A 19,173-nucleotide genomic window follows, 5' to 3' on the forward strand; every position below is an offset into this window, starting at 1 on the left:
CACCCGCTTCGACAAACTCGCCGTGCGCTACGCGGCCACCGTGCACGTCGCCGCCATCAACGAATGGCTGTGACCGACTTCGACACAGGCCCTAGAGGAGGTCAACGACGGTCTCTGGCGTCAACGGCAGACGGTCCACTCGACACCTTCGTCTCGGGCGCATAGCAGATCAACCGGCGTACCGAGGTCTGTCCACAACCCTCTCGGTTGTCCACAGGGCACCGGTCTCGCACCGTCCGGCCGGGCAGGCTGCACCCGGCACGTCCGAGTCCGACTGATGGAGGCCGCCATGCCGCCCCGTACCCCGCTTCCGCCGTACCGTCGTCTGCCCCTGCTCGTCACCTCCGACGGCGACCTCCTCGACGAGCTGCTGCGACTCGCGGCGGCCGGCGGCACCGAGGTCGAGCTGGCGGCCGATCCGGCCGCCGCCCGGGCCCGCTGGGCCCCGGCGCCGCTGGTGCTCGTCGGCGCCGACCAGGCGGCGGCCTGCCTGCGGGCACGCCTTCCCCGCCGCGCCCGCACGGTCCTGGTCGGTCGCTCCGGAGAGCTCGATCCGGGTACGGAGTTGGCCGAACTGATCGGCGCGGAGCACGTCGCGACGCTGCCGGCGGCCGAGCCCTGGCTGGTCGACCGATTCGCCGAATGCGTGGCCGGGCCGGCGGGCCCGGGGCCGGGCCGGGTGGTGGCGGTGCTCGGCGGGCGGGGAGGCGCCGGGGCCAGCGTGCTGGCCGGTGGGCTCGCCGTCACGGCGGCCCGGTCCCGGCTGCGCACGCTGCTGGTCGACGCCGACCCGCTCGGCGGCGGTCTCGACCTGGTGCTCGGGTGGGAGCAGCTCGACGGGTTGCGGTGGCCCGAACTGGCCGGCACGGACGGGCGGGTCGACCCGCCGTCGCTGATCCGCGCGCTGCCCAGCCGAGGCGATCTGGTGGTGCTCTCCTGGGACCGGGGCGACCTGCGGCACCTGCCGGCTGAGGCGATGGCCGCCACAGTAGACGCCGGACGGCGAGGGCGGGATCTGCTGGTGCTCGACCTGCCCCGGCACCTCGACGACGCGGCGGTGATCGCGCTCCAGGCCGCCGACCGCGCTCTGCTCGTCGTACCGGCCGAGCTGAGGGCGGCGGCCGCGGCGGCCCGGGTCGCCGCTGTCGCCGCGCCACACTGCGTCGACCTCTCGGTCATCGTGCGCGGCCCGGCGCCCGGTCGGCTCCGCGCGGCCGAGGTGTCCCGGGCGCTGGGCCTGCCGCTCGCCGGCACGCTGCGACCCGAGCCGGGACTGTGCCGTGGGCTGGAGCGGGGCGAGGCGCCGGGCGCGAGCGGGAAGGGGCCGCTCGCCGCGCTCTGCCAGCGGCTCGTGGACGAGATGATCGGCTCGTCGGCGGCTGGTGCGGCGTGACCACGCCCGAACCGGGGGAGCTGGCCGCCCGGGTCCGGCACCGGTTCGCCGCCGAGGCCACCCCGGTCACGCCGGCGGCCATCGTCTCCGCGGTACGCGCCGAACCGGCGGCGGCGGTGCTCGGTGACACCACGCTGCTGCGGATCGCCGACCGGGTGCACGACGACCTGGTCGGCGCGGGTCCACTGGCGCCGCTGCTCGCCGACCCGCAGGTCACCGACGTGCTGGTGAACGGGGTCCGAGTCTGGGTCGACAGAGGGCGGGGACTGCGTCAGGTCGCCGTGCCACTGGGCACGCTCGACGACGTACGCCGCCTGGCGCAGCGCCTCACCTCGGCGGCCGGGCGGCGACTGGACGACGCCTCCCCGTACGCGGACGCGCGGCTGCCCGACGGCACCCGGCTGCACGCGGTGCTGCCTCCGGTGGCGACCGACGGGCCCTACCTGTCGCTGCGTACCTTCCGGCAGCGGCCGTTCACCCTCGACGAACTGGTCGAGCGGGGCACCGTGTCCCGGCCGGTCGCCCCGCTGCTGGCCGCCATCGTCACGGCCCGCCTCGCGTACCTGGTCAGCGGCGGCACCGGCTCCGGCAAGACCACGCTGCTCAACACGTTGCTCGGGCTGGTGCCCGGCACCGAGCGGATCGTGCTGGTGGAGGACGCCGCCGAACTGCGCCCGGTGCACCCGCACGTGATCGGGTTGCAGGCGCGCACCGCGAACGTCGAGGGTGCCGGTGCCGTCGGGCTCGGCGACCTGGTACGGCAGGCGCTGCGGATGCGGCCGGACCGGCTGGTCGTGGGCGAGTGCCGGGGCGCCGAGGTGGTCGACCTGCTCGCCGCGCTGAACACGGGCCACGACGGCGGGGCGGGGACGCTGCACGCGAACGCCCCTGCCGACGTCCCGGCCCGGCTGGAGGCGCTGGGGATGCTCGGCGGTCTGCCCCGGCTCGCGTTGCACGCCCAGGTCGCCGCCGCGTTGCAGGTCGTCCTCCAGCTTCGCCGTACCGGCGAGGGACGCGTACTGGACTCCATCGGCCTGCTGCTGCCCGACGGGCCCGACCGGGTGGTGACTGTGGTCCCGGCATGGGTACGCGGCCGAGGGCTCGGTCCGGCGGCCCGGACGCTCGCCGGACTGGTGCGGGAGCGGGGAGCGCCGGTGCCGCCGATCCTCCAGGCTGCCTGGCCTGACCCGGGGGAACCGTCGTGACCGGTCACCTGTGGCAGGCGGTCCTGCTGCTGGCCGCCGCGGCGGTCGCCGTCGCCTGGCCGGTACGGGCCGGTCGCGCCCGGCGGCTGGCGGTTCTGGGTACGGCACGCATCCCAGGCGAGCGGGTGGAGGGTGCCCGTCCGGCACCGCCGGACCCGCCACGACGTCGGATCCGGCGGTGGGCCGCCGCGCCATGCCTCTCCGCCCGACGTGCGCTGCCCGCGGCGGCGCTGGGCGGGGCCGTGGCCGGAGCGCTGCTCGGTGGCCCGGTGGCCGCCGTGGTGCTCGCCACCTACGGCGTGCTCGCGGCTCGGGCGGTGCTGCGCCGGCGTACCCACCGGGCGGCCGCACTCGCGCACCGCCGCGACCTGGACCGGCTGGCCGCCGTCGCCGCAGACCTGCGGGCCGGGCTACCTGTCGACGGCGGTGCCGACGCCGGTCCGGGACGCGTCGCCCGGCTGGCCCGCGCCGCCGGAAGGCTGGCCGACCGGACCGGCGCGCCGCTCGCCGACCTGCTGGAACGGATCGAGGCCGACGCCCGCGCCGCCGATCGGGGCCTTGCGGCTGCCGCCGCCCAGGCCGCCGGGGCGCGGGCGACCGCCTGGCTGCTCGCGGCGCTGCCGCTCGGCGGGATCGGTCTCGGCTACGGCATCGGGGTCGACCCGGTGGCGGTGCTGCTGCACACGCCGGTGGGCGCCGGTAGCGCGATCGCGGCGGTCGTGTTGCAGGCCGGCGGGTTGCTCTGGGCCGAGCGGCTCGGCGTCACGCCGGGACGGGCCGCCTGATGGCACGGCAGGTGCTGGCCGCCGTTTGTCTCGGCGGTGCCGCGTCGTTGCTGGTCGTCGCCGGTCCGGTCGCCCGCCCGGCGCGGCGGCTGCGCCGGCTCGCCCCGGTGCCGACGCCGGCCCGCCCGGCGTGGTGGCCGGATCGGGTACGCCTCGGCGCGGCGCTGGCCGGTATCGCCGTGACGGTGGTGGTCGGCGGTGCGACAGGAGCGTTCCTCGGGCTGCTTGCCGGTGTCGCCGCCGACCGTCTGTTGCGCCGGATCGAGCCGCGCGCCGTCCGGGAACGGCGCCTGTGGGAGACCGCCGACCTGCCGCTGGCCGCGGATCTGCTGGCCGCCGCGCTGAGGGCGGGCGCACCGGTCGACCGCTCGGCGCTCGCCGTGGCCGAGGCGCTCGGCGGGCCGCTCGCGGACCGGCTCGGCCGGGTCGGCCGCACGCTGCAGCTCGGTGGCGGCCCCGGAGAGGCATGGGCGCACCTGAGCGGCGTCGCCGGGGCCGAACCCGTGGTCGCGGCGGCGGTCCGCTCGTCGAACAGCGGTGCCGCACTGGCTCGCGCGCTGACCCGGCTGGCCGACGACCTGCGTGCCGAACGGTCGACAGCGGCGGAGGCGGCGGCCCGCCGGGCGGGGGTGCTCATCGTGCTGCCGCTCGGGCTGTGTTTCCTGCCCGCCTTCATTCTCGCCGGTCTGGTGCCGGTGATCGTCGCCGTCCTCGGCGACGTGCTGTGATCCATCGAGAAGGGACGTACGACATGCGCAAGCTCCTCACCCGCCTGCGGGGTGACGCCGGCATGAACACCGCCGAGTACGCGGTGGGCACCCTCGCCGCGGTGGCCTTCGCCGGGATCCTGCTGAAGGTGCTCACCTCCGGCAACGTGCAGTCCGCGCTGACCGCCGTCATCGACCGGGCCCTGAAGTGACCGGGCGCCGGCGGGCCGGCCGTCACGGTCGGTGGCTGACCTCAGCGGTCCCGATGGGCGTATCGGCCGAGCCCGGCCCGTTCCGGGACGCCGCCAGCGCCCGGGCCGGGGCGGTGTGGCGGCGGTGGCGCTCGTGGGCCGCGTGCGAGCGGGGCTCCTTCACCGCCGAGTTGGCGGCCGGCCTGCCGGCGCTCATGATGCTCCTCGTCGCCGGTCTGACCGCGGTCAACGCGGTGGGCACCCGGGTCGCGTGTGTCGACGCGGCCCGGGAGGCGGCTCTCGCCGCGGCCCGGGGCGAGCCCGGTACGCCAGCCGGCACCCGGTACGCCCCGGACGGCGCGGAGGTGGCCGTGACTGTCGCCGGTGACCGCGTGACGGCGACGGTCCGGGCCCCGGTCCGGACGTTCGGTACGCGGCTGCCTCGCCTGGTCGTCTCGGGGGAGGCAGTGGCCGCAGTGGAACCCGGTGCGCCGGGGCCGGTGCCGTGAGCGCTGACGATTTCCCGGCCTGCTCGTCCTCCCGCTGGCCCGCCGCAGGAGGACCGCCGATCACGGGCGGGACGGTGAAGCGCGGGGAGCCCGGCGGCAGGTCCTCGGCGGACCGGGGCGGTGCCACCGTGTGCCTGCTCGCGATCGGGCTCGTGTTCGTGCTGGTCGGGGTGTTCGGTGCCGCGCTCGGGGCGGCCCGGTGCGCGCGGCATCAGGCCCGCAACGCGGCGGACTTCGGGGCGCTGGCCGGTGCCGGGCAGGTGCTCGACGGAACCGACGCCGCCTGCGGTCGCGCCGCCGACCTGGTCTCCGCAAACGGCGGCCGGATGACCGGGTGCCGGGTCGACGGGCTGGACCTCATCGTCACGGCGCGGGTACGTGTCGCACCGCTGCCGGGACTGACCCGGGACGCCGCCGCGACGTCCCGGGCCGGCCCGGCCCGGTCCTGACGGGCGGCCGCCAGTGCCGGGCCGAGAGCCGGGCCGGGGGCGGCGGGTCAGCGGGACTGGAGGGCGTCCAGTCCGACCGCCATGGCGATGACCAGTCGACGGTCGATCTGCGGGTGCTGGATCTCCACGGAGTACCGGTCCCGCAGCCCCCACTTCCGGTCGACCGAGAACACCGGCTGGCCGCCGGCCACGAAATCGAAGTGGTACGGCAGCCAGGAGAGCGAGTCGACGAACCGGCGCAGCAGCGCCACCGGCATGCTGCGCTCCTGCCCGGTGGCGGGCGGCAGGCCGGGCTGCTCGACGTGCCACGTCGAGCGCAGCAGCGACTGGGCGAAGTCCTTGCGGAACAGCCCGATGGGGTTGCCCGCGTGGTCGGTCACGTCGTAGGTGGCCCCGAGGTCGAGTCGCTGACGGGCCTTGAAACCGAGAAGGGGGTACTGCTTGGTGTCATCGGTGTAGATGGTCACCTGCTCCTTGAAGGCGAGCCGCTTCTGCTGCGCGAACGCGAGCAGCCCTCCTTCGGAGCCGTCGGGCGCCACCGAGTGCACCTCGTACTGGTTGACCATCATCCGGATCCGCTGACGGATGATGAATCGGTGCTGGGCCTGCAGGTTATCGGGCGACATCAGATCTCCTTCGAGGGGTCGCCGGAGTCTCGCACAGCAGGCCGACCGCCGCTGGCCCGATCACACCACCACTGCCCGGGTGGGCAGAACCCCATGCGGGACCTGCGCGCCGACACGTCGCGCAGGGTGTGCGCCGCCGCGCCGCAACCCGCCTGACCCGCCTGACCCGCCCGGCCCGGCGGACCCGCCCGGCCCGACCCGCCCCGGCCCGGCCCGCCGGGCTGCGGACCCGACGGGCGCGTCCGGGCAATGCCCAAGGTCAGCGGCCGCCGTCGACGGTGGCCTTCATCGCCCAGGTGTTCAGGACCTGATGGATGCCGCGCAGACGCTCGTTGATCTGCTCCAGCCGTTCCGCCTGGGCGAGGGTGGCCATCGCGGTGCCCAGCGCTATCTGCTGGTCGGGGGTGAGGTGTTCCTGGTCGATGGTGTAGAGCAGTTCGACGGTCTCGGCGATCGTGTCGGCCACGGCTGCACCTCCGGCGGGACGGGTCTCGGGTCACCTGTGCGCTACCGAAATGATGCATGGAAGCGCTCCCATACATCAATGCCCCGACCGCACCACGCTCATGCCTTCGTCCCACCGACCAGACACACCGGCCCGCTGCATGCCCTCCGAAATCGCGTGATCCGCACCGGTCGGCCGAAGTGATGAGATCCAGCGCCTTCCGATACCGCGACCCCCTCCAAGCGGCGGTCGAACCTCCGGCTGGTGGGTCGCCCGTCCGGCGGGCCGGCCTGCCGGCCGCGACCCGTGCGGGTCAGGCGGGTGTGCCCCCGGTCGCCGGAGCCGGGCGGGCCACCCGGTCGCCCTGGCGGGGCAGCGCCTCACCGCGCCCCACCTCCGGACCCAGGCCGCCGCCCGCGCCCGGGCCGCCCGCGCGACCGGCCGCGGCGAGGTTGGTCAGCACCACGTCGAGGACCTTCACCGCCTCCGGCTTGGCCAGCGGGTTGTTGCCGTTGCCGCACTTCGGGGACTGGACGCAGGACGGGCACCCGGTCTCACACCCGCATTCGGCGATCGCGTCCCGGGTGGCGCGCAGCCAGGCGGCGGCGGTGCCGTACGCCCGCTCGGCGAAACCGGCCCCGCCGGGATGCCCGTCGTAGACGAAGACGGTCGGCGCCTCGGTGTCCGGGTGCAGGGCGGTGGACAGCCCGCCGATGTCCCACCTGTCGCACGTCGCCATCAGCGGCAGCAGCCCGATGGCGGCGTGCTCGGCGGCGTGCAGGGCGCCCGGCACGTCGGCCGCCTCGACACCGGCGGCGCTCAGCGACCCGGGGGAGAGCGTGAACCACACCGCGACGGTGCGCAGCTCCCGCGCGGGCAGGTCGAGTGGCCGGGTGTCGATCACCTCGCCGGTCGCGATGCGCCGCCGCTGGTACGACACCACCTGGCTGGTCACGTCCACCTCGCCGAGGAAGAGGCCGACCGGTCCGGCGTCCACGTACGAGCGGACCGACACCACCGACAGCGAGGTGACGTCGCGGGCGTGGGTGGACCAGTCCGGCTCCTCGGCGTGCACCAGCGCGCACCCGTCGGCCAGGTCGAGCGAGTCGACCACGTACGAGACGCCCTGGTGCAGGTAGACCGCGCCGGTGTGCAGCAGGAAGTGCGCCGACCCGCCGTCGACGGTGCCGAGCAGCCGGCCGGTGGACTCCTCCACCACGCACACCGGTGCGCCACCCTCGCCGCGCAGGTCGACCTCGGGGCGTTCCCGGTGCCGCCAGTACCAGCCGGTGGGCCGCTGCCGCAGCGCCCCCGCCTCGACCAGCGAGTCCACCGCCTCCTTCGCGCCCTCGCCGAACAGGTCCAGGTCGGCCGGGGTGAGCGGGGACTCGTGGGCGGCGCAGGCGAGCTGCGGCGCGAGCACGTACGGGTTGGCCGGGTCGAGCACCGTCGCCTCGACCGGGCGCCCGAACAGCGCCTCGGGGTGGTGCACCAGGTAGGTGTCGAGCGGGTCGTCCCGGGCCACCAGCACGGCGAGCGCCTCGTCGCCGGAGCGCCCGGCCCGCCCGGCCTGCTGCCACAGCGACGCTCGGGTGCCGGGCCAGCCGCAGATCAGCACCGCGTCCAGCCCGACCAGGTCGACGCCGAGTTCGAGCGCGTTCGTGGAGGCGAGCCCGAGCAGGTCGCCGTGCAGCAGCGCCCGTTCCAGCTCGCGGCGCTCCTCGCGCAGGTAGCCGGCCCGGTAGGCGGCCACCCGGTCGCCCAGGCCGGGCACCGCCTCGTCGAGTGACCGCCGGGCGTTCGCGGCCACCACCTCGGCGCCCCGGCGGGACCGCACGAACGCCAGCGTGCGTACCCCCTCGATCACGCTGTCGGCGAGCAGGTCGGCGGTCTCGCGCAGCGCGGAGCGCCGGACCTGGACGAGGTCGGCGTCGGCGGACGAGTCGGTCGGCGGGAGCAGCGGCGGCTCCCAGAGCGCGAACGTCACCCCGCCGCGCGGCGACGTGTCCTCGGTGACGGCGGTGACGGGCAGGCCGGTGAGCCGCCCGGCCGCCGCCGGGTCGCCCGACGTGGCCGAGGCCAGCAGAAACACGGGAGTACGCCCGAAGCGGGCGCACTGCCGCCGCAACCGCCGCAGCACGTGCGCGACGTGTGAGCCGAAGACGCCCCGGTAGGTGTGGCACTCGTCGACGACCACGTACGCGAGGCGGCGCAGGAACCCGGACCAGTGGGCGTGGCCGGGCAGGATGCCGTGGTGCAGCATGTCCGGGTTGGTCAGCACGAACCGGGAGTGCCGGCGGATCCACTCCCGCTCGGCGCGCGGGGTGTCCCCGTCGTAGGTGGCGGGGCGTACCCCGTCGAGTTCGAGACCGGCGACGGCGCGGAGCTGGTCGGCGGCGAGCGCCTTGGTCGGTGCCAGGTAGAGCACCGTGGCGCGCGGGTCGGCGAGCAGCGTGCTCAGTGCGGGAAGCTGGTACGCCAGGGACTTGCCGGACGCCGTGCCGGTGGCGACGACCACGTGCTGCCCCGCGTACGCCAGCTCGGCGGCCTCGGCCTGGTGCCGCCAGGGGGCGACGACGCCGCGCCGCGCGAACGCCGCCCGCAGTTCCTCCGGTGCCCACCCGGGCCACCCGACGGGTTCGCCGGCGCGGGCCGGTACGCGTTCGACGTGGGTGACCGGGTCGGAGCTGTGGCGCAGCCGCAGCCGGTGCAGCAGCTCACCCGGAGCACGCCGCGGGCCGGAGCTGTGGTCGGTCACGTCCTGCACTCTCGCACTGGTGTTCGGAATTGGGAACCGCAGGGTGGGGGTAAGGGGAGAGCCCTGGCGGTGACCCGAGGGGCCGCACGGGGAGATGGTTAGATGCCCAGGAGAGTTTACCGAGGAGGGGCCGATGGAGCTGTCGCTGGCGACCCGCGCCGTGGGGGAGCACACGGTGCTCGAGGTCGGCGGTGAGGTGGATGTCTACACCGCCCCCCGCCTGCGGGAACGGCTTCTGGAGCTGATCGACGGTGGGGCCCGCCACGTGGTGGTCGACCTCGGCCGGGTGGACTTCCTCGACTCGACCGGGCTGGGTGTGCTCGTCGGCGCGCTCAAGCGGCTGCGCTCGGCCGGGGGTTCCTTCGCGCTGGTCTGCGACAAGGAGCCGCTGCTCAAGATTTTCCGGATCACCGCCCTCGACCAGGTCTTCCCGCTGCATCCGACAGTCGAAGCGGCCATCGCCGCCGACTCCACCGGCGCGTGATGGCCACCGTCAAGCTGTCCTTCTCTCCGGCTCCGGTGCACGTGCGCACCGCCCGACTGGTCGGCGTCGCGGTGGCCCGGCGGGCCGGCGTACGCGAGGACCTGCTGGACGAGGTGCGCCTGGCCATCGGTGAGGCGTGCACCCGGGCGGTCGCGTTGCACAGGCAGTACGGCCTGGCCGAACCGGTGTACGTGGAGATGTCCGACGGCGGCGGCTACACGGTCCGGGTGGTGGATCGGGCCCCGATCGAGGCGGGTCTCGGCCTGGCCGCGCTCGGGCCGGACGAACTGGCCAAGGAGTCGCTCAGCGAGGACGCGCTGACCACCGGCGTGGGCTTCGCGCTGCTCGCCGGTTTCGTGGAGGATCTCCAGGTCCGCCCGGTCGACGAGGGCGTCGGCACCGAGGTGCGGATGTCCTGGCCGGCCGGCCGCGCCTGACCCGTTTCGCACACGCAGGCCGCGCTCCCGCAGGGGGCGCGGCCTCGTCGTATTGGTCGCGCCATATATCAGATTTCTTCGCATAACACAGTTGCGAAGATCATCGAGACACGGTGCCCCCTCGGTGTGACCTCCGCCACGCCAGAGGGCTACAGTACGCGGGTTGTCAGCAAGTGATCCCATCCCGTAGCCGGCGGGAACGGGAGCATCGCTGATCCGCCGGGGTGGGTCGGCGCGCGCTTGCGAGTCCGCATCCAGGCGTCGGCCCGTGCGTCTCCACGGGTCGGCGCGAGTTGTTCGGTACAGGAGGACATAGATGTCCGGGACCTTGGCCGCCGACGGCGGCGCACTGTCCCTTACCGGAGCCAACGTGACGTACGTCGTCATCGCCGCGGTCATCGCGCTGGTGGCGCTCGTCTTCGCGGCCGCCCTCACCAGGGCGGTCCTGGCGGCCGGTAAGGGAACCACCAACATGCAGGAGATCTCCGGCGCGGTGCAGGAGGGCGCGTCGGCGTACCTCCTGCGGCAGTTCCGCACGCTGGCGATCTTCGTGGTGATCGCCGTCGTGCTGCTCTTCCTGCTGCCGGTGCACGACACCGACGGCAACGAAACGCTGGTGAAGGTCGGCCGCTCGGCGTTCTTCGTGGTGGGTGCGCTGTTCAGCGCGTTCATCGGCGGCGCCGGCATGTGGCTGGCCACCCGCGCCAACCTGCGGGTCGCGGCGGCCGCCCGGGAGCGGGAAGGCGGGCGCGAGGGCGCCATGAAGATCGCCTTCCGCACCGGCGGCGTGGTCGGCTTCCTCACCGTCGGCCTCGGCCTGTTCGGTGCGGCGCTGGTCGTGCTGATCTTCCGGGGCGACGCGCCGACCGTGCTTGAGGGCTTCGGCTTCGGCGCCGCGCTGCTCGCCATGTTCATGCGGGTCGGCGGCGGCATCTTCACCAAGGCCGCCGACGTCGGCGCCGACCTGGTCGGCAAGGTCGAGCAGGGCATCCCCGAGGACGACCCGCGCAACGCCGCCACCATCGCCGACAACGTGGGCGACAACGTCGGCGACTGCGCCGGCATGGCCGCCGACCTGTTCGAGTCGTACGCGGTCACGCTCGTCGCGGCGCTGATCCTCGGCCGGGCGGCGTTCGGTGAGACCGGTCTGGTCTTCCCGCTGATCATCTCCACCATCGGCGTGCTGGTCGCGATCGTCGGCGTCTTCATCACCCGGCTGCGCGCCAGCGACCGCAACGGCCTCACCGCGATCAACCGGGCCTTCTACCTGTCCGCGCTGATCGCCGCCGTGCTCGTCGCGATCGCCGCGTTCGCGTACCTGCCGGCCACGTTCGCCGAGCTGGAGGGCGGGCTGACCGACGTCGACCGCAACCCGCGGCTGGTCGCCATCGGCGCAGTAGTGATCGGTATCGTGCTGGCCGCCGCGATCCAGGCGCTGACCGGCTACTTCACCGAGACCAACAGGCGCCCGGTGCAGGACATCGGCAAGAGCTCGCAGACCGGCGCGGCCACCGTCATCCTCGCCGGCATCAGCGTCGGCCTGGAGTCGGCCGTCTACTCGGCGCTGCTGATCGGCGCCGGCGTGTTCGGCGCGTTCCTGCTCGGCGGCAGTTCGCTCACGCTGTCGCTGTTCGCCGTCGCGCTGGCCGGCACCGGCCTGCTCACCACGGTCGGCGTCATCGTCGCGATGGACACGTTCGGCCCGATCTCCGACAACGCGCAGGGCGTGGCGGAGATGTCCGGCGACATCGACGAGCACGGCGCGCGGACGCTCACCGAGCTGGACGCCGTCGGCAACACCACGAAGGCGATCACCAAGGGCATCGCGATCGCCACGGCGGTGCTGGCCGCGACCGCGCTGTTCGGCTCGTACACCGACACGCTCAAGACGGCGTACGCGGACGCGACCGGGAATCAGGACACCACCGCGCTGATCGACGAGCTGCTGAACGTCGCCAACCCGCGCAACCTGGTCGGCCTGATCATCGGCGCGGCCGTGGTCTTCCTCTTCTCCGGCCTGGCCATCAACGCGGTCTCCCGCTCCGCCGGGGCAGTGGTGATGGAGGTACGCCGCCAGTTCCGCGAGCTGCCCGGCATCATGGACCGCACCCAGCGGCCCGAGTACGGCAAGGTCGTGGACATCTGCACCCGGGACGCGCAGCGCGAGCTGATGACCCCCGGCCTGCTGGCCATCCTGGCCCCGATCGCCGTCGGCTTCGGCCTCGGCGCGGGTGCGCTCGCCGCGTACCTGGCCGGTGCGATCGGCGCGGGCACGCTGATGGCGGTGTTCCTGGCCAACTCCGGCGGCGCCTGGGACAACGCCAAGAAGCTGGTCGAGGACGGCGCGCACGGCGGCAAGGGTTCCGACGCGCACTCCGCCACTGTCATCGGCGACACCGTCGGCGACCCGTTCAAGGACACCGCCGGCCCGGCGATCAACCCGCTGCTCAAGGTGATGAACCTGGTCTCGCTGCTGATCGCACCGGCCGTCGTCGCCTGGAGCGTGGGCGACGACAAGAACAACCCGCTGCGCATCACGATCGCCGTGGTCGCCGCGCTGATCATCGCGGGGGCCGTGGTGTTCAGCAAGCGCAAGGGCGTGGCGATGACCGACTCGGACAGCGACGCCGGCACCCCGGACCAGCGTCCGGAGACGGTGAACGCCTGATCGCACGCGACGGTTCCCGGCCGGCCCCGGCCGGCCGGGAACCCCGCACCCGGCAAACCTGACCGGTGGCGGTTCCGCCCGGAGGTCGTACGCTGCATCGCATGCGTACGCGCCGGGCGGCAACCGCCGGAAAGCTCACGGTGGTCCTGGCCACGCTGGTCCTCGTCGTCACCGGGTGCGGTGGCGGTCCCAGCCCCCGGGTGTGGGCCGCGTCGGTGTGCCAGGCGCTCGCCCCGTGGCGCGCGGAGATCTCCAAGCTGACCAGCAGCACGCAGCAGCAGATGACCGCGCAGACCACCCCGGCGCAGGCCAAGGAGAACCTGGTCCGGCTGTTCGCCGGGGCCGAGCAGGCCAGCGAGGACGCCCGGCGCAAGGTCGAGGAGGCGGGCGTGCCCGAGGCCGAGCGCGGCGCCGAGGTGTCCGCCGGGTTCCTGGGGTCGCTGGGCAAGATGCGCGACGCGTACGGCCGGGCCCGGGACTCCATCGACCGGCTCGACACCGCCCAGGCCGGCCCGTTCTACGACGGCGTGCGCGCCGCAGTGGACACGCTGAACAAGGAGTACGACGCGAGCGCGCTGGACACCAGCAAGCTCAACTCGACAGAGCTGAAAGAGGCCTTCGACGAGGTTCCGGAGTGTCGCTGACCCCTCCCACCCCGAACCCCGCCCGCCAGCCCTCGCTGTTCTCCACCGAGGCGGCCGATCCGGCGCTGGCGGATCTCGCCGGCCTGCTCGCCGGGCCGGGTGAGGTGGGGCGGATGGGCGGCACCGCCCGGATCTCGGTGGTGGTGGACGCCGCCTGGCGGGTGCACGTGCTGGTGGCCGAGCTGGGCGCCCGGGGCGTGCCGGCGAGCTGGGAGCCGGCCGAGGACGGCCGGCACCGGGTGCGCACCGCGTACACGAGCATGCTGGCACCGCTCGCGCGGGCCTGGCTGCGCGGCGCGGTGAAGCGGCCACCGGCCCGCTTCCACCTGGACGGGCGGCGGCTGCGGCTCTGGGCGGCCGCCGCCGGCACGGCCGAGCCGGCCGGTTTCCGGCTGCGGCTCGGACCGGCCGACGAGCCGTCCTGGCCGGTGGTCCGCGCCGCGCTGGCGGCGGTGGGACTGCCGGCCGCGTTCGTGGAGCCGGACGAGGGCGGGCCCGCGTTCCGGATCGGCGCACGGCGGATGTCCCGGCTCGCGGAGCTGGTGGGGGAACGGCCGGCGACGGCGCCGGTGGCGGAGTGGCCGGGCTCCCGAGGATGACAGCCGGTGTCCGAAGCCTGACACCCGGCTACGGATCCGCCGGAGTGCGCGATCGTCACAGTGACACGCCTGCCGCCCTACCCACGGTGTACCGTGACGCCGTCCGGCAGGGTGCGGCCGGCGGGCACCGGGAGGGCGGCCCGTTTGCCGCCCACGAAACCCGGAACGCGGACGGCGCGTTACGTTGGACATCCGGACCGCGTGTGGTCCGGGTGGCGCAACACGGCCCGAAGCGGGCATGGCGTAGGAGTGAGGTCGGGGAGAGACGTGCCGAGCAACGCTGGAACCACCCGTCTGGTCATCGTCGAGTCACCGGCGAAGGCCAAGACGATCTCGGGCTACCTCGGCCCGGGGTACGTCGTGGAGGCCAGCTTCGGCCACGTCCGGGACCTGCCCCGCAACGCCGCCGACGTCCCGGCGAAGTACAAGGGTGAGCCGTGGGCACGGCTCGGCGTCGACGTCGACAACGGCTTCCACGCGCTCTACGTGGTCTCGCCCGACCGTAAGCAGCAGATCAGCAAGCTGGTGAAGCTGGCCAAGGAGGTCGACGAGATCTTCCTGGCCACGGATGAGGACCGCGAGGGCGAGGCCATCGCCTGGCACCTGGTGGAGACGCTCAAGCCCAAGGTGCCGGTCAAGCGGATGGTCTTCCACGAGATCACCAAACCGGCCATCCAGGCCGCCGTGGCGAACCCCCGGGAGATCGACCGTGACCTGGTCGACGCCCAGGAGGCGCGGCGCATCCTCGACCGCCTCTACGGCTACGAGGTCTCGCCGGTGCTGTGGAAGAAGGTCATGCCGAAGCTGTCGGCGGGCCGGGTGCAGTCCGTGGCGACCCGGATCGTGGTCGAGCGGGAGCGCCAGCGGATGGCGTTCCGCACCGCCGAGTACTGGGACATCCTGGCCACGCTCGCGGTGGCGAAGCCGGGCGAGGGCCCGCGTACGTTCAACGCCACGCTCGTCGCGCTGGGCGGCGACCGGATCGCCACCGGCAAGGACTTCGAGCCGACCACCGGCCGGGTGCGGCCCGGCGCGGGCGTGGTCCACCTCGACGAGGGCGGCGCCCGAGGGCTCGCGGCCCGCCTGGCCGACCAGCCGTTCACCGTCACCCGGGTCGAGGAGAAGCCCTACCGCCGCCGCCCGTACGCGCCGTTCATCACCTCCACGCTTCAGCAGGAGGCGGCCCGCAAGATGCGGTTCTCGTCGCAGCAGACGATGCGCACCGCGCAGCGCCTGTACGAGAACGGCTACATCACCTACATGCGTACCGACTCGGTGAACCTGTCCGAGACGGCCATCACGGCGGCCCGCCGGCAGATCGTCGAGCTGTACGGCGAGCGCAGCGTGCCGCCGGAGCCCCGCCGCTACACCGGCAAGGTGAAGAACGCGCAGGAGGCGCACGAGGCGATCCGCCCGGCCGGCGACAACTTCCGCACCCCCGGCGAGGTGGCCAAGGAGCTGTCCGCCGAGGAGTTCAAGCTCTACGAGCTGATCTGGCGGCGCACCATCGCCTCGCAGATGACCGACGCGGTCGGCTCCAGCGTGTCGGTGCGCATCCGCGCCGTCTCCTCCGCCCAGGAGGAGGCCGACTTCGGCGCTACCGGCAAGACCATCACCGACCCCGGCTTCCTGCGCGCGTACGTCGAGTCCAGCGACGACGAGAACGCCGAGGCGGAGGACGCCGAGCGGCGGCTGCCCACGCTGGTGAAGGACCAGCCGCTGACCGCCGACGAGCTGAACGCGCAGGGCCACCACACCCAGCCGCCCGCCCGCTACACCGAGGCGTCGCTCGTCAAGGCTCTCGAAGAGCTGGGCATCGGCCGGCCCTCCACGTACGCGTCGATCATGCAGACGATCCAGGACCGCGGGTACGTGGTGAAGCGCGGCCAGGCCATGATCCCGTCGTTCCTGGCGTTCGCGGTGATCGGGCTGATGGAGCGGCACTACCCCCGCCTGATCGACTACGACTTCACCGCCAGCATGGAGAACGAGCTGGACGAGATCGCCGGTGGCGACCACGCCGCCGTCGACTTCCTCACCTCCTTCTACTTCGGCAGCACCAACGGCACCGGCGACCAGGCCATCGCGCACGCCGGTGGCCTGAAGAAGCTGGTCACCGAGAACCTCAGCGAGATCGACGCGCGCAGCGTCAACTCCATCCCGCTGTTCACCGACGACGAGGGCCGCGAGGTCGTCGTCCGGGTCGGCCGGTACGGGCCGTACCTGCAGCGGGCGCTGCCCGGCTCGGTTTCGGGCTCGGCCCCGGCCCCGGCCTCGGGTTCGGCCTCTGGTGAGGGTGAGGGCGAGGAGGGCGGCTCGCAGGGTGACCGGGCGCCGATCCCGGAGGGCCTGGCGCCGGACGAGCTGACCCCGGAGAAGGTGCACGAGCTGTTCCTCGGCGGTGGCGGCGAGCGCAAGCTCGGCGACGACCCGTCCACAGGCGAGCCGATCCTGCTCAAGTCCGGCCGGTTCGGCCCGTACGTGGCCAGCGGCGAGCGCAAGTCGTCGCTGCTGCGCTCGCAGACGCCGGACAGCCTCACCCTGGAGCAGGCGTTGCAGTTGCTGCGCCTGCCCCGGCTGATCGGCGTGGCGCCGGACGGCACCGAGGTGTTCGCCAACAACGGCCGCTACGGCCCGTACGTCAAACGCGGTGACGAGTTCCGCTCGCTGGACTCGGAAGACAAGATGTTCACCGTCACGCTGGACGAGGCGCTGGCGTTGCTGGCCGCTCCGAAGACGCGCCAGCGCCGGGCCGCCGCGCCGCCGCTGCGGGAGATGGGCAACGACCCGCTCACCGAGAAGCCACTGGTGATCAAGGACGGGCGCTTCGGGCCGTACGTCACAGACGGCGAGTTCAACGCGTCGCTGCGGCGCGGGCAGACACCGGAGGAGCTGACGCTGGAGCAGGCGTCGGAGATGCTGGCCGAGAAGCGCGCGAAGGGCCCGGCCCCGAAGAAGAAGGCCGCTAAGAAGGCCGCCCCGGCGAAGAAGACAACGGCCGCGAAGAAGACGACCGCTGCGGCGAAGAAGACGACCGCGGCGAAGAAGGCCCCCGCGAAGAAGGCCGCTCCCAAGAAGGCGACCTCAACCCCGAACGAGTGATCTTGGAAGGAAAGGGCCCTCATGAGGGCCCTTTCCTTCCAAGATCTTCAGGAGCCTAGGACCTGGGCCAAGTACGGGTTCTGGAAGATGTGGGCGGGGTCCAGGCGGGCGCGGACGGACTGGAAGTCGGCGAATCTCGGGTAGGCCCTCGCCAGGGAGTCCGCGTCGCGCCAGTGCATCTTGCCCCAGTGCGGGCGGCCGCCCAACTCGGTCGCCACCTGCTCGAACGCCCGGAAGTACGGCTCGTACGGCATGCCCACGTACTGGTGCACGGCGATGTACGCGGAGTCCCGCCCGTACGAGTGGGACAGCCAGATGTCGTCGGCGGCGGTGAAGCGCACCTCGACCGGGAACAGCACCTTGAACGGCAGCCGGTCCACGATCCGGCGTAGCTCGGTCAGCGCGGTGGGCAGCGCCTCGCGTGGCAGGCCGTACTCCATCTCCACGAAGCGGACCCGGCGCGGGGTGCAGAACACCCGGTCGGAGCGGCCGGTGTAGGTGCGTTCGGTGAGCGCGCGGGCGGAGACGGCGCTGATCGTGGGCGCGACGGCGGGTACGGCCCGGCCGAGGCGGCAGGCGCCGGCGAAGACGGTGTTGGAGAGGAACTCGTCGTCGAGCCAGCCGCGCCAGCGGGGCAGCGGCCGGTCGTCGGCAGGTGCCCGGTCGTTGGTCTTGACCTGTACCCGGTCGGTGTACGGGAACCAGTAGAACTCGGCGTGGTCGTGCGCCTCGTACAGGCCGGGAAGGTCGTCGAGCACCTCGGCGAGCGGGGCCGGGCGTTCGTGCGCGCGCAGCACGAACGCGTCCACGCAGCGCAGCGTGACCTCGACCAGCACGCCCACCGCGCCGAGCCCGACGCGGGCGGCGTCGAACACGTCGCGGTTCTCCTCGGCCGAGCAGCGCAGCACCTCGCCGGTGCCGGTGACCAGCGTCAGCCCGGCCACGAATGTGGACAGGCAGCCCAGTTTCGCCCCGGTGCCGTGGGTGCCGGTGGAGAGCGCGCCGGCGATGGTCTGGGCGTCGATGTCGCCGAGGTTCGGCATCGCCAGCCCGTGCCCGGCGAGCAGATCGTTGAGCGTGTGCAACGTCATCCCGGCCGGTACGGTGACCAGGCGGCGCGTCACATCTACTGTGACGTCCGTCTCCAACTCGGCGAGGTCGATCCGGTGCCCGTCGGCGACGGCGGTGGCGGTGAACGAGTGGCCGCTGCCGGTGGCGCGGATGGTCCGGCCTGCCGCGGCGGCCTGGCGGACCGCCTCGACGACGTCGGAGACGCTACGCGGACGCACGGTGAGGAGCGCGGTGCTGTGCTGGTTGCCGGCCCAGTTGGACCAGGTGGGGGTACCGGTCATGACGGCCACTCCTCGACATGAATATGAAGTGAATTCATATCAGGAACGTTGTGCCTGGTAAATACCGCAATCGAGCCCGGCTCGTTGTACCGGTAGTCACAGACTCGTGACGTGCAGATATGTTCATCCGTCGAAGGGGGGTGGCGCCGAGTGTCCACACCAGCCGCCACGACCGGGCCGCTGCGTCGGGTACCGGTGCAGGGTCGAAGTGTCGCGCGGGTCCAGCGGATGCTGGACGCCTGCGCCGAGCTCGTCGACGAGGTGGGGTACGAAGGGCTGACCACGACCCTGCTCGCCGAGCGCGCCGAGGTGGCGATCGGGTCGGTCTACCAGTTCTTCCCGGACAAGCGGGCGATAGTGCAGGCGCTGACGCTGCGCACCATGGAGTCCTACCTCCAGCGGCTCGACGAGCGGTTCTCCTCGGACGACCTGACCTACTGGTGGGACGGCGTCGACGCGGCGATCGACGAGTACATCTCGATGCACCGCACCGTCCCCGGCTTCCGTACCCTGCACTTCGGCGACGTGGTCGACCTGCACCTGCTGGACGACCAGCGGGACAACAACGGGGTCATCGCGGAGCAGCTCGCCCGCGTACTCACCGAGCGTTTCGGCCTGGCCGGGGTGCCCGACCTGCGGTTCCACCTGGAGGTCGCGGTGGAGGCCGCGGACGCCCTGATCAAGCTGGCCTTCCGCCGCCGCACCGACGGCGACGAGCGGGTGCTGGTCGAGGCGAAGGCGCTCATCCGGGAGTACCTGCACCGGCAGGTGAACGCCCTCCCGGAGGCCGCCCACCAGGGCTGAGCGACACGGTGAACG

The 19,173-nt window shown here is 73.4% G+C and carries 18 protein-coding genes; 14 read left to right on the forward strand and 4 right to left on the reverse strand.

Going from position 1 to position 19,173, the window contains the following annotated elements:
• The first annotated feature begins 289 nt into the window (after window positions 1-289).
• The 7 genes from ssd to AB0C17_RS27990 are packed head-to-tail and all read left to right on the forward strand — an operon-like array spanning window position 290 to window position 5,239.
• The gene (ssd, locus tag AB0C17_RS27960) at window positions 290-1,393 is read left to right on the forward strand and encodes a septum site-determining protein Ssd (RefSeq protein ID WP_357481195.1); all 1,104 of its coding nucleotides are present in this window, start codon (window positions 290-292) and stop codon (window positions 1,391-1,393) included.
• On the forward strand, window positions 1,390-2,598 hold the full coding sequence (locus tag AB0C17_RS27965; protein WP_357481198.1) for a TadA family conjugal transfer-associated ATPase: 1,209 nt from the start codon (window positions 1,390-1,392) through the stop codon (window positions 2,596-2,598). The genes ssd and AB0C17_RS27965 overlap by 4 nt, the downstream gene beginning before the upstream one ends.
• Window positions 2,595-3,383 carry a hypothetical protein gene (locus tag AB0C17_RS27970; RefSeq protein WP_357481201.1) on the forward strand — a complete coding sequence of 263 codons (789 nt, stop codon included), beginning with the start codon at window positions 2,595-2,597 and terminating at the stop codon, window positions 3,381-3,383. The genes AB0C17_RS27965 and AB0C17_RS27970 overlap by 4 nt, the downstream gene beginning before the upstream one ends.
• A complete protein-coding gene (locus AB0C17_RS27975) occupies window positions 3,383-4,111 on the forward strand; it encodes a type II secretion system F family protein (protein ID WP_357390714.1) in 729 nt (242 codons plus the stop codon). The genes AB0C17_RS27970 and AB0C17_RS27975 overlap by 1 nt, the downstream gene beginning before the upstream one ends.
• Window positions 4,112-4,134: 23 nt before the next feature.
• Entirely contained in the window at window positions 4,135-4,302 is a 168-nt protein-coding gene (locus tag AB0C17_RS27980) for a DUF4244 domain-containing protein (RefSeq protein ID WP_013283643.1), read from the forward strand.
• 53 nt (window positions 4,303-4,355) lie between these two features.
• Window positions 4,356-4,790: a TadE family type IV pilus minor pilin gene (locus AB0C17_RS27985; protein ID WP_357390712.1), complete on the forward strand. Its 435-nt coding sequence runs from the start codon at window positions 4,356-4,358 to the stop codon at window positions 4,788-4,790.
• On the forward strand, window positions 4,787-5,239 hold the full coding sequence (locus AB0C17_RS27990) for an Rv3654c family TadE-like protein (protein ID WP_357390710.1): 453 nt from the start codon (window positions 4,787-4,789) through the stop codon (window positions 5,237-5,239). The genes AB0C17_RS27985 and AB0C17_RS27990 overlap by 4 nt, the downstream gene beginning before the upstream one ends.
• Before the next feature lie 47 nt (window positions 5,240-5,286).
• Here the strand turns inward: AB0C17_RS27990 and AB0C17_RS27995 are convergent, their stop codons facing one another.
• The 3 genes from AB0C17_RS27995 to AB0C17_RS28005 all read right to left on the reverse strand — a co-directional run bounded on the left by AB0C17_RS27995 (window position 5,287) and on the right by AB0C17_RS28005 (window position 9,077).
• Window positions 5,287-5,865 carry a hypothetical protein gene (locus AB0C17_RS27995; protein ID WP_357390708.1) on the reverse strand — a complete coding sequence of 193 codons (579 nt, stop codon included), beginning with the start codon at window positions 5,863-5,865 and terminating at the stop codon, window positions 5,287-5,289.
• 259 nt (window positions 5,866-6,124) lie between these two features.
• Complete coding sequence (locus AB0C17_RS28000; protein WP_357390706.1) at window positions 6,125-6,331, reverse strand: hypothetical protein; 207 nt, start codon at window positions 6,329-6,331, stop codon at window positions 6,125-6,127.
• Window positions 6,332-6,623: 292 nt separating this feature from the next.
• Complete coding sequence (locus AB0C17_RS28005; RefSeq protein ID WP_357481204.1) at window positions 6,624-9,077, reverse strand: DEAD/DEAH box helicase; 2,454 nt, start codon at window positions 9,075-9,077, stop codon at window positions 6,624-6,626.
• 124 nt (window positions 9,078-9,201) lie between these two features.
• Between AB0C17_RS28005 and AB0C17_RS28010 the strand changes: the two genes are divergently transcribed.
• The 6 genes from AB0C17_RS28010 to topA all read left to right on the forward strand — a co-directional run bounded on the left by AB0C17_RS28010 (window position 9,202) and on the right by topA (window position 17,002).
• The gene (locus tag AB0C17_RS28010; protein ID WP_357390702.1) at window positions 9,202-9,552 is read left to right on the forward strand and encodes an STAS domain-containing protein; all 351 of its coding nucleotides are present in this window, start codon (window positions 9,202-9,204) and stop codon (window positions 9,550-9,552) included.
• Window positions 9,552-9,989, forward strand: coding sequence for an ATP-binding protein (locus tag AB0C17_RS28015; protein ID WP_357390700.1), 438 nt, complete (start codon window positions 9,552-9,554; stop codon window positions 9,987-9,989). Before AB0C17_RS28010 ends, AB0C17_RS28015 begins: the two co-directional genes overlap by 1 nt.
• A gap of 316 nt (window positions 9,990-10,305) precedes the next feature.
• Window positions 10,306-12,657: a sodium-translocating pyrophosphatase gene (locus AB0C17_RS28020; protein WP_357390698.1), complete on the forward strand. Its 2,352-nt coding sequence runs from the start codon at window positions 10,306-10,308 to the stop codon at window positions 12,655-12,657.
• Window positions 12,658-12,758: 101 nt separating this feature from the next.
• Window positions 12,759-13,301: a hypothetical protein gene (locus tag AB0C17_RS28025; protein WP_357390696.1), complete on the forward strand. Its 543-nt coding sequence runs from the start codon at window positions 12,759-12,761 to the stop codon at window positions 13,299-13,301.
• On the forward strand, window positions 13,292-13,900 hold the full coding sequence (locus AB0C17_RS28030; RefSeq protein ID WP_357481208.1) for a hypothetical protein: 609 nt from the start codon (window positions 13,292-13,294) through the stop codon (window positions 13,898-13,900). Before AB0C17_RS28025 ends, AB0C17_RS28030 begins: the two co-directional genes overlap by 10 nt.
• Before the next feature lie 267 nt (window positions 13,901-14,167).
• The gene (gene topA, locus AB0C17_RS28035) at window positions 14,168-17,002 is read left to right on the forward strand and encodes a type I DNA topoisomerase (protein ID WP_357481211.1); all 2,835 of its coding nucleotides are present in this window, start codon (window positions 14,168-14,170) and stop codon (window positions 17,000-17,002) included.
• Window positions 17,003-17,049: 47 nt separating this feature from the next.
• Here topA and AB0C17_RS28040 read toward each other — a convergent pair whose 3' ends face one another.
• The gene (locus AB0C17_RS28040) at window positions 17,050-18,354 is read right to left on the reverse strand and encodes a D-arabinono-1,4-lactone oxidase (protein ID WP_357481213.1); all 1,305 of its coding nucleotides are present in this window, start codon (window positions 18,352-18,354) and stop codon (window positions 17,050-17,052) included.
• 228 nt (window positions 18,355-18,582) lie between these two features.
• On the opposite strand from AB0C17_RS28040, the gene AB0C17_RS28045 reads away from it, so the two are divergent.
• A complete protein-coding gene (locus AB0C17_RS28045; RefSeq protein WP_357474607.1) occupies window positions 18,583-19,158 on the forward strand; it encodes a TetR/AcrR family transcriptional regulator in 576 nt (191 codons plus the stop codon).
• The last annotated feature ends 15 nt before the right edge of the window (window positions 19,159-19,173 follow it).

The sequence above is a fragment of the Micromonospora sp. NPDC048887 genome (assembly GCF_040649715.1).
In the GTDB taxonomy this organism is placed as follows: Bacteria; Actinomycetota; Actinomycetes; order Mycobacteriales; family Micromonosporaceae; genus Micromonospora.

Bases quoted from the DNA above. Each gene is read 5' to 3' on its own strand.
- ssd (WP_357481195.1), top strand. From the start codon at position 290: ATGCCGCCCCGTACCCCGCTTCCGCCGTACCGTCGTCTGCCCCTGCTC.
- AB0C17_RS28010 (WP_357390702.1), top strand. From the start codon at position 9,202: ATGGAGCTGTCGCTGGCGACCCGCGCCGTGGGGGAGCACACGGTGCTC.
- AB0C17_RS27980 (WP_013283643.1), top strand. From the start codon at position 4,135: ATGCGCAAGCTCCTCACCCGCCTGCGGGGTGACGCCGGCATGAACACC.
- AB0C17_RS27995 (WP_357390708.1), bottom strand. From the start codon at position 5,865: ATGTCGCCCGATAACCTGCAGGCCCAGCACCGATTCATCATCCGTCAG.
- AB0C17_RS28015 (WP_357390700.1), top strand. From the start codon at position 9,552: ATGGCCACCGTCAAGCTGTCCTTCTCTCCGGCTCCGGTGCACGTGCGC.
- AB0C17_RS27985 (WP_357390712.1), top strand. From the start codon at position 4,356: ATGGGCGTATCGGCCGAGCCCGGCCCGTTCCGGGACGCCGCCAGCGCC.
- AB0C17_RS28040 (WP_357481213.1), bottom strand. From the start codon at position 18,354: ATGACCGGTACCCCCACCTGGTCCAACTGGGCCGGCAACCAGCACAGC.
- AB0C17_RS27975 (WP_357390714.1), top strand. From the start codon at position 3,383: ATGGCACGGCAGGTGCTGGCCGCCGTTTGTCTCGGCGGTGCCGCGTCG.
- AB0C17_RS28020 (WP_357390698.1), top strand. From the start codon at position 10,306: ATGTCCGGGACCTTGGCCGCCGACGGCGGCGCACTGTCCCTTACCGGA.
- AB0C17_RS28025 (WP_357390696.1), top strand. From the start codon at position 12,759: ATGCGTACGCGCCGGGCGGCAACCGCCGGAAAGCTCACGGTGGTCCTG.
- AB0C17_RS28045 (WP_357474607.1), top strand. From the start codon at position 18,583: ATGCTGGACGCCTGCGCCGAGCTCGTCGACGAGGTGGGGTACGAAGGG.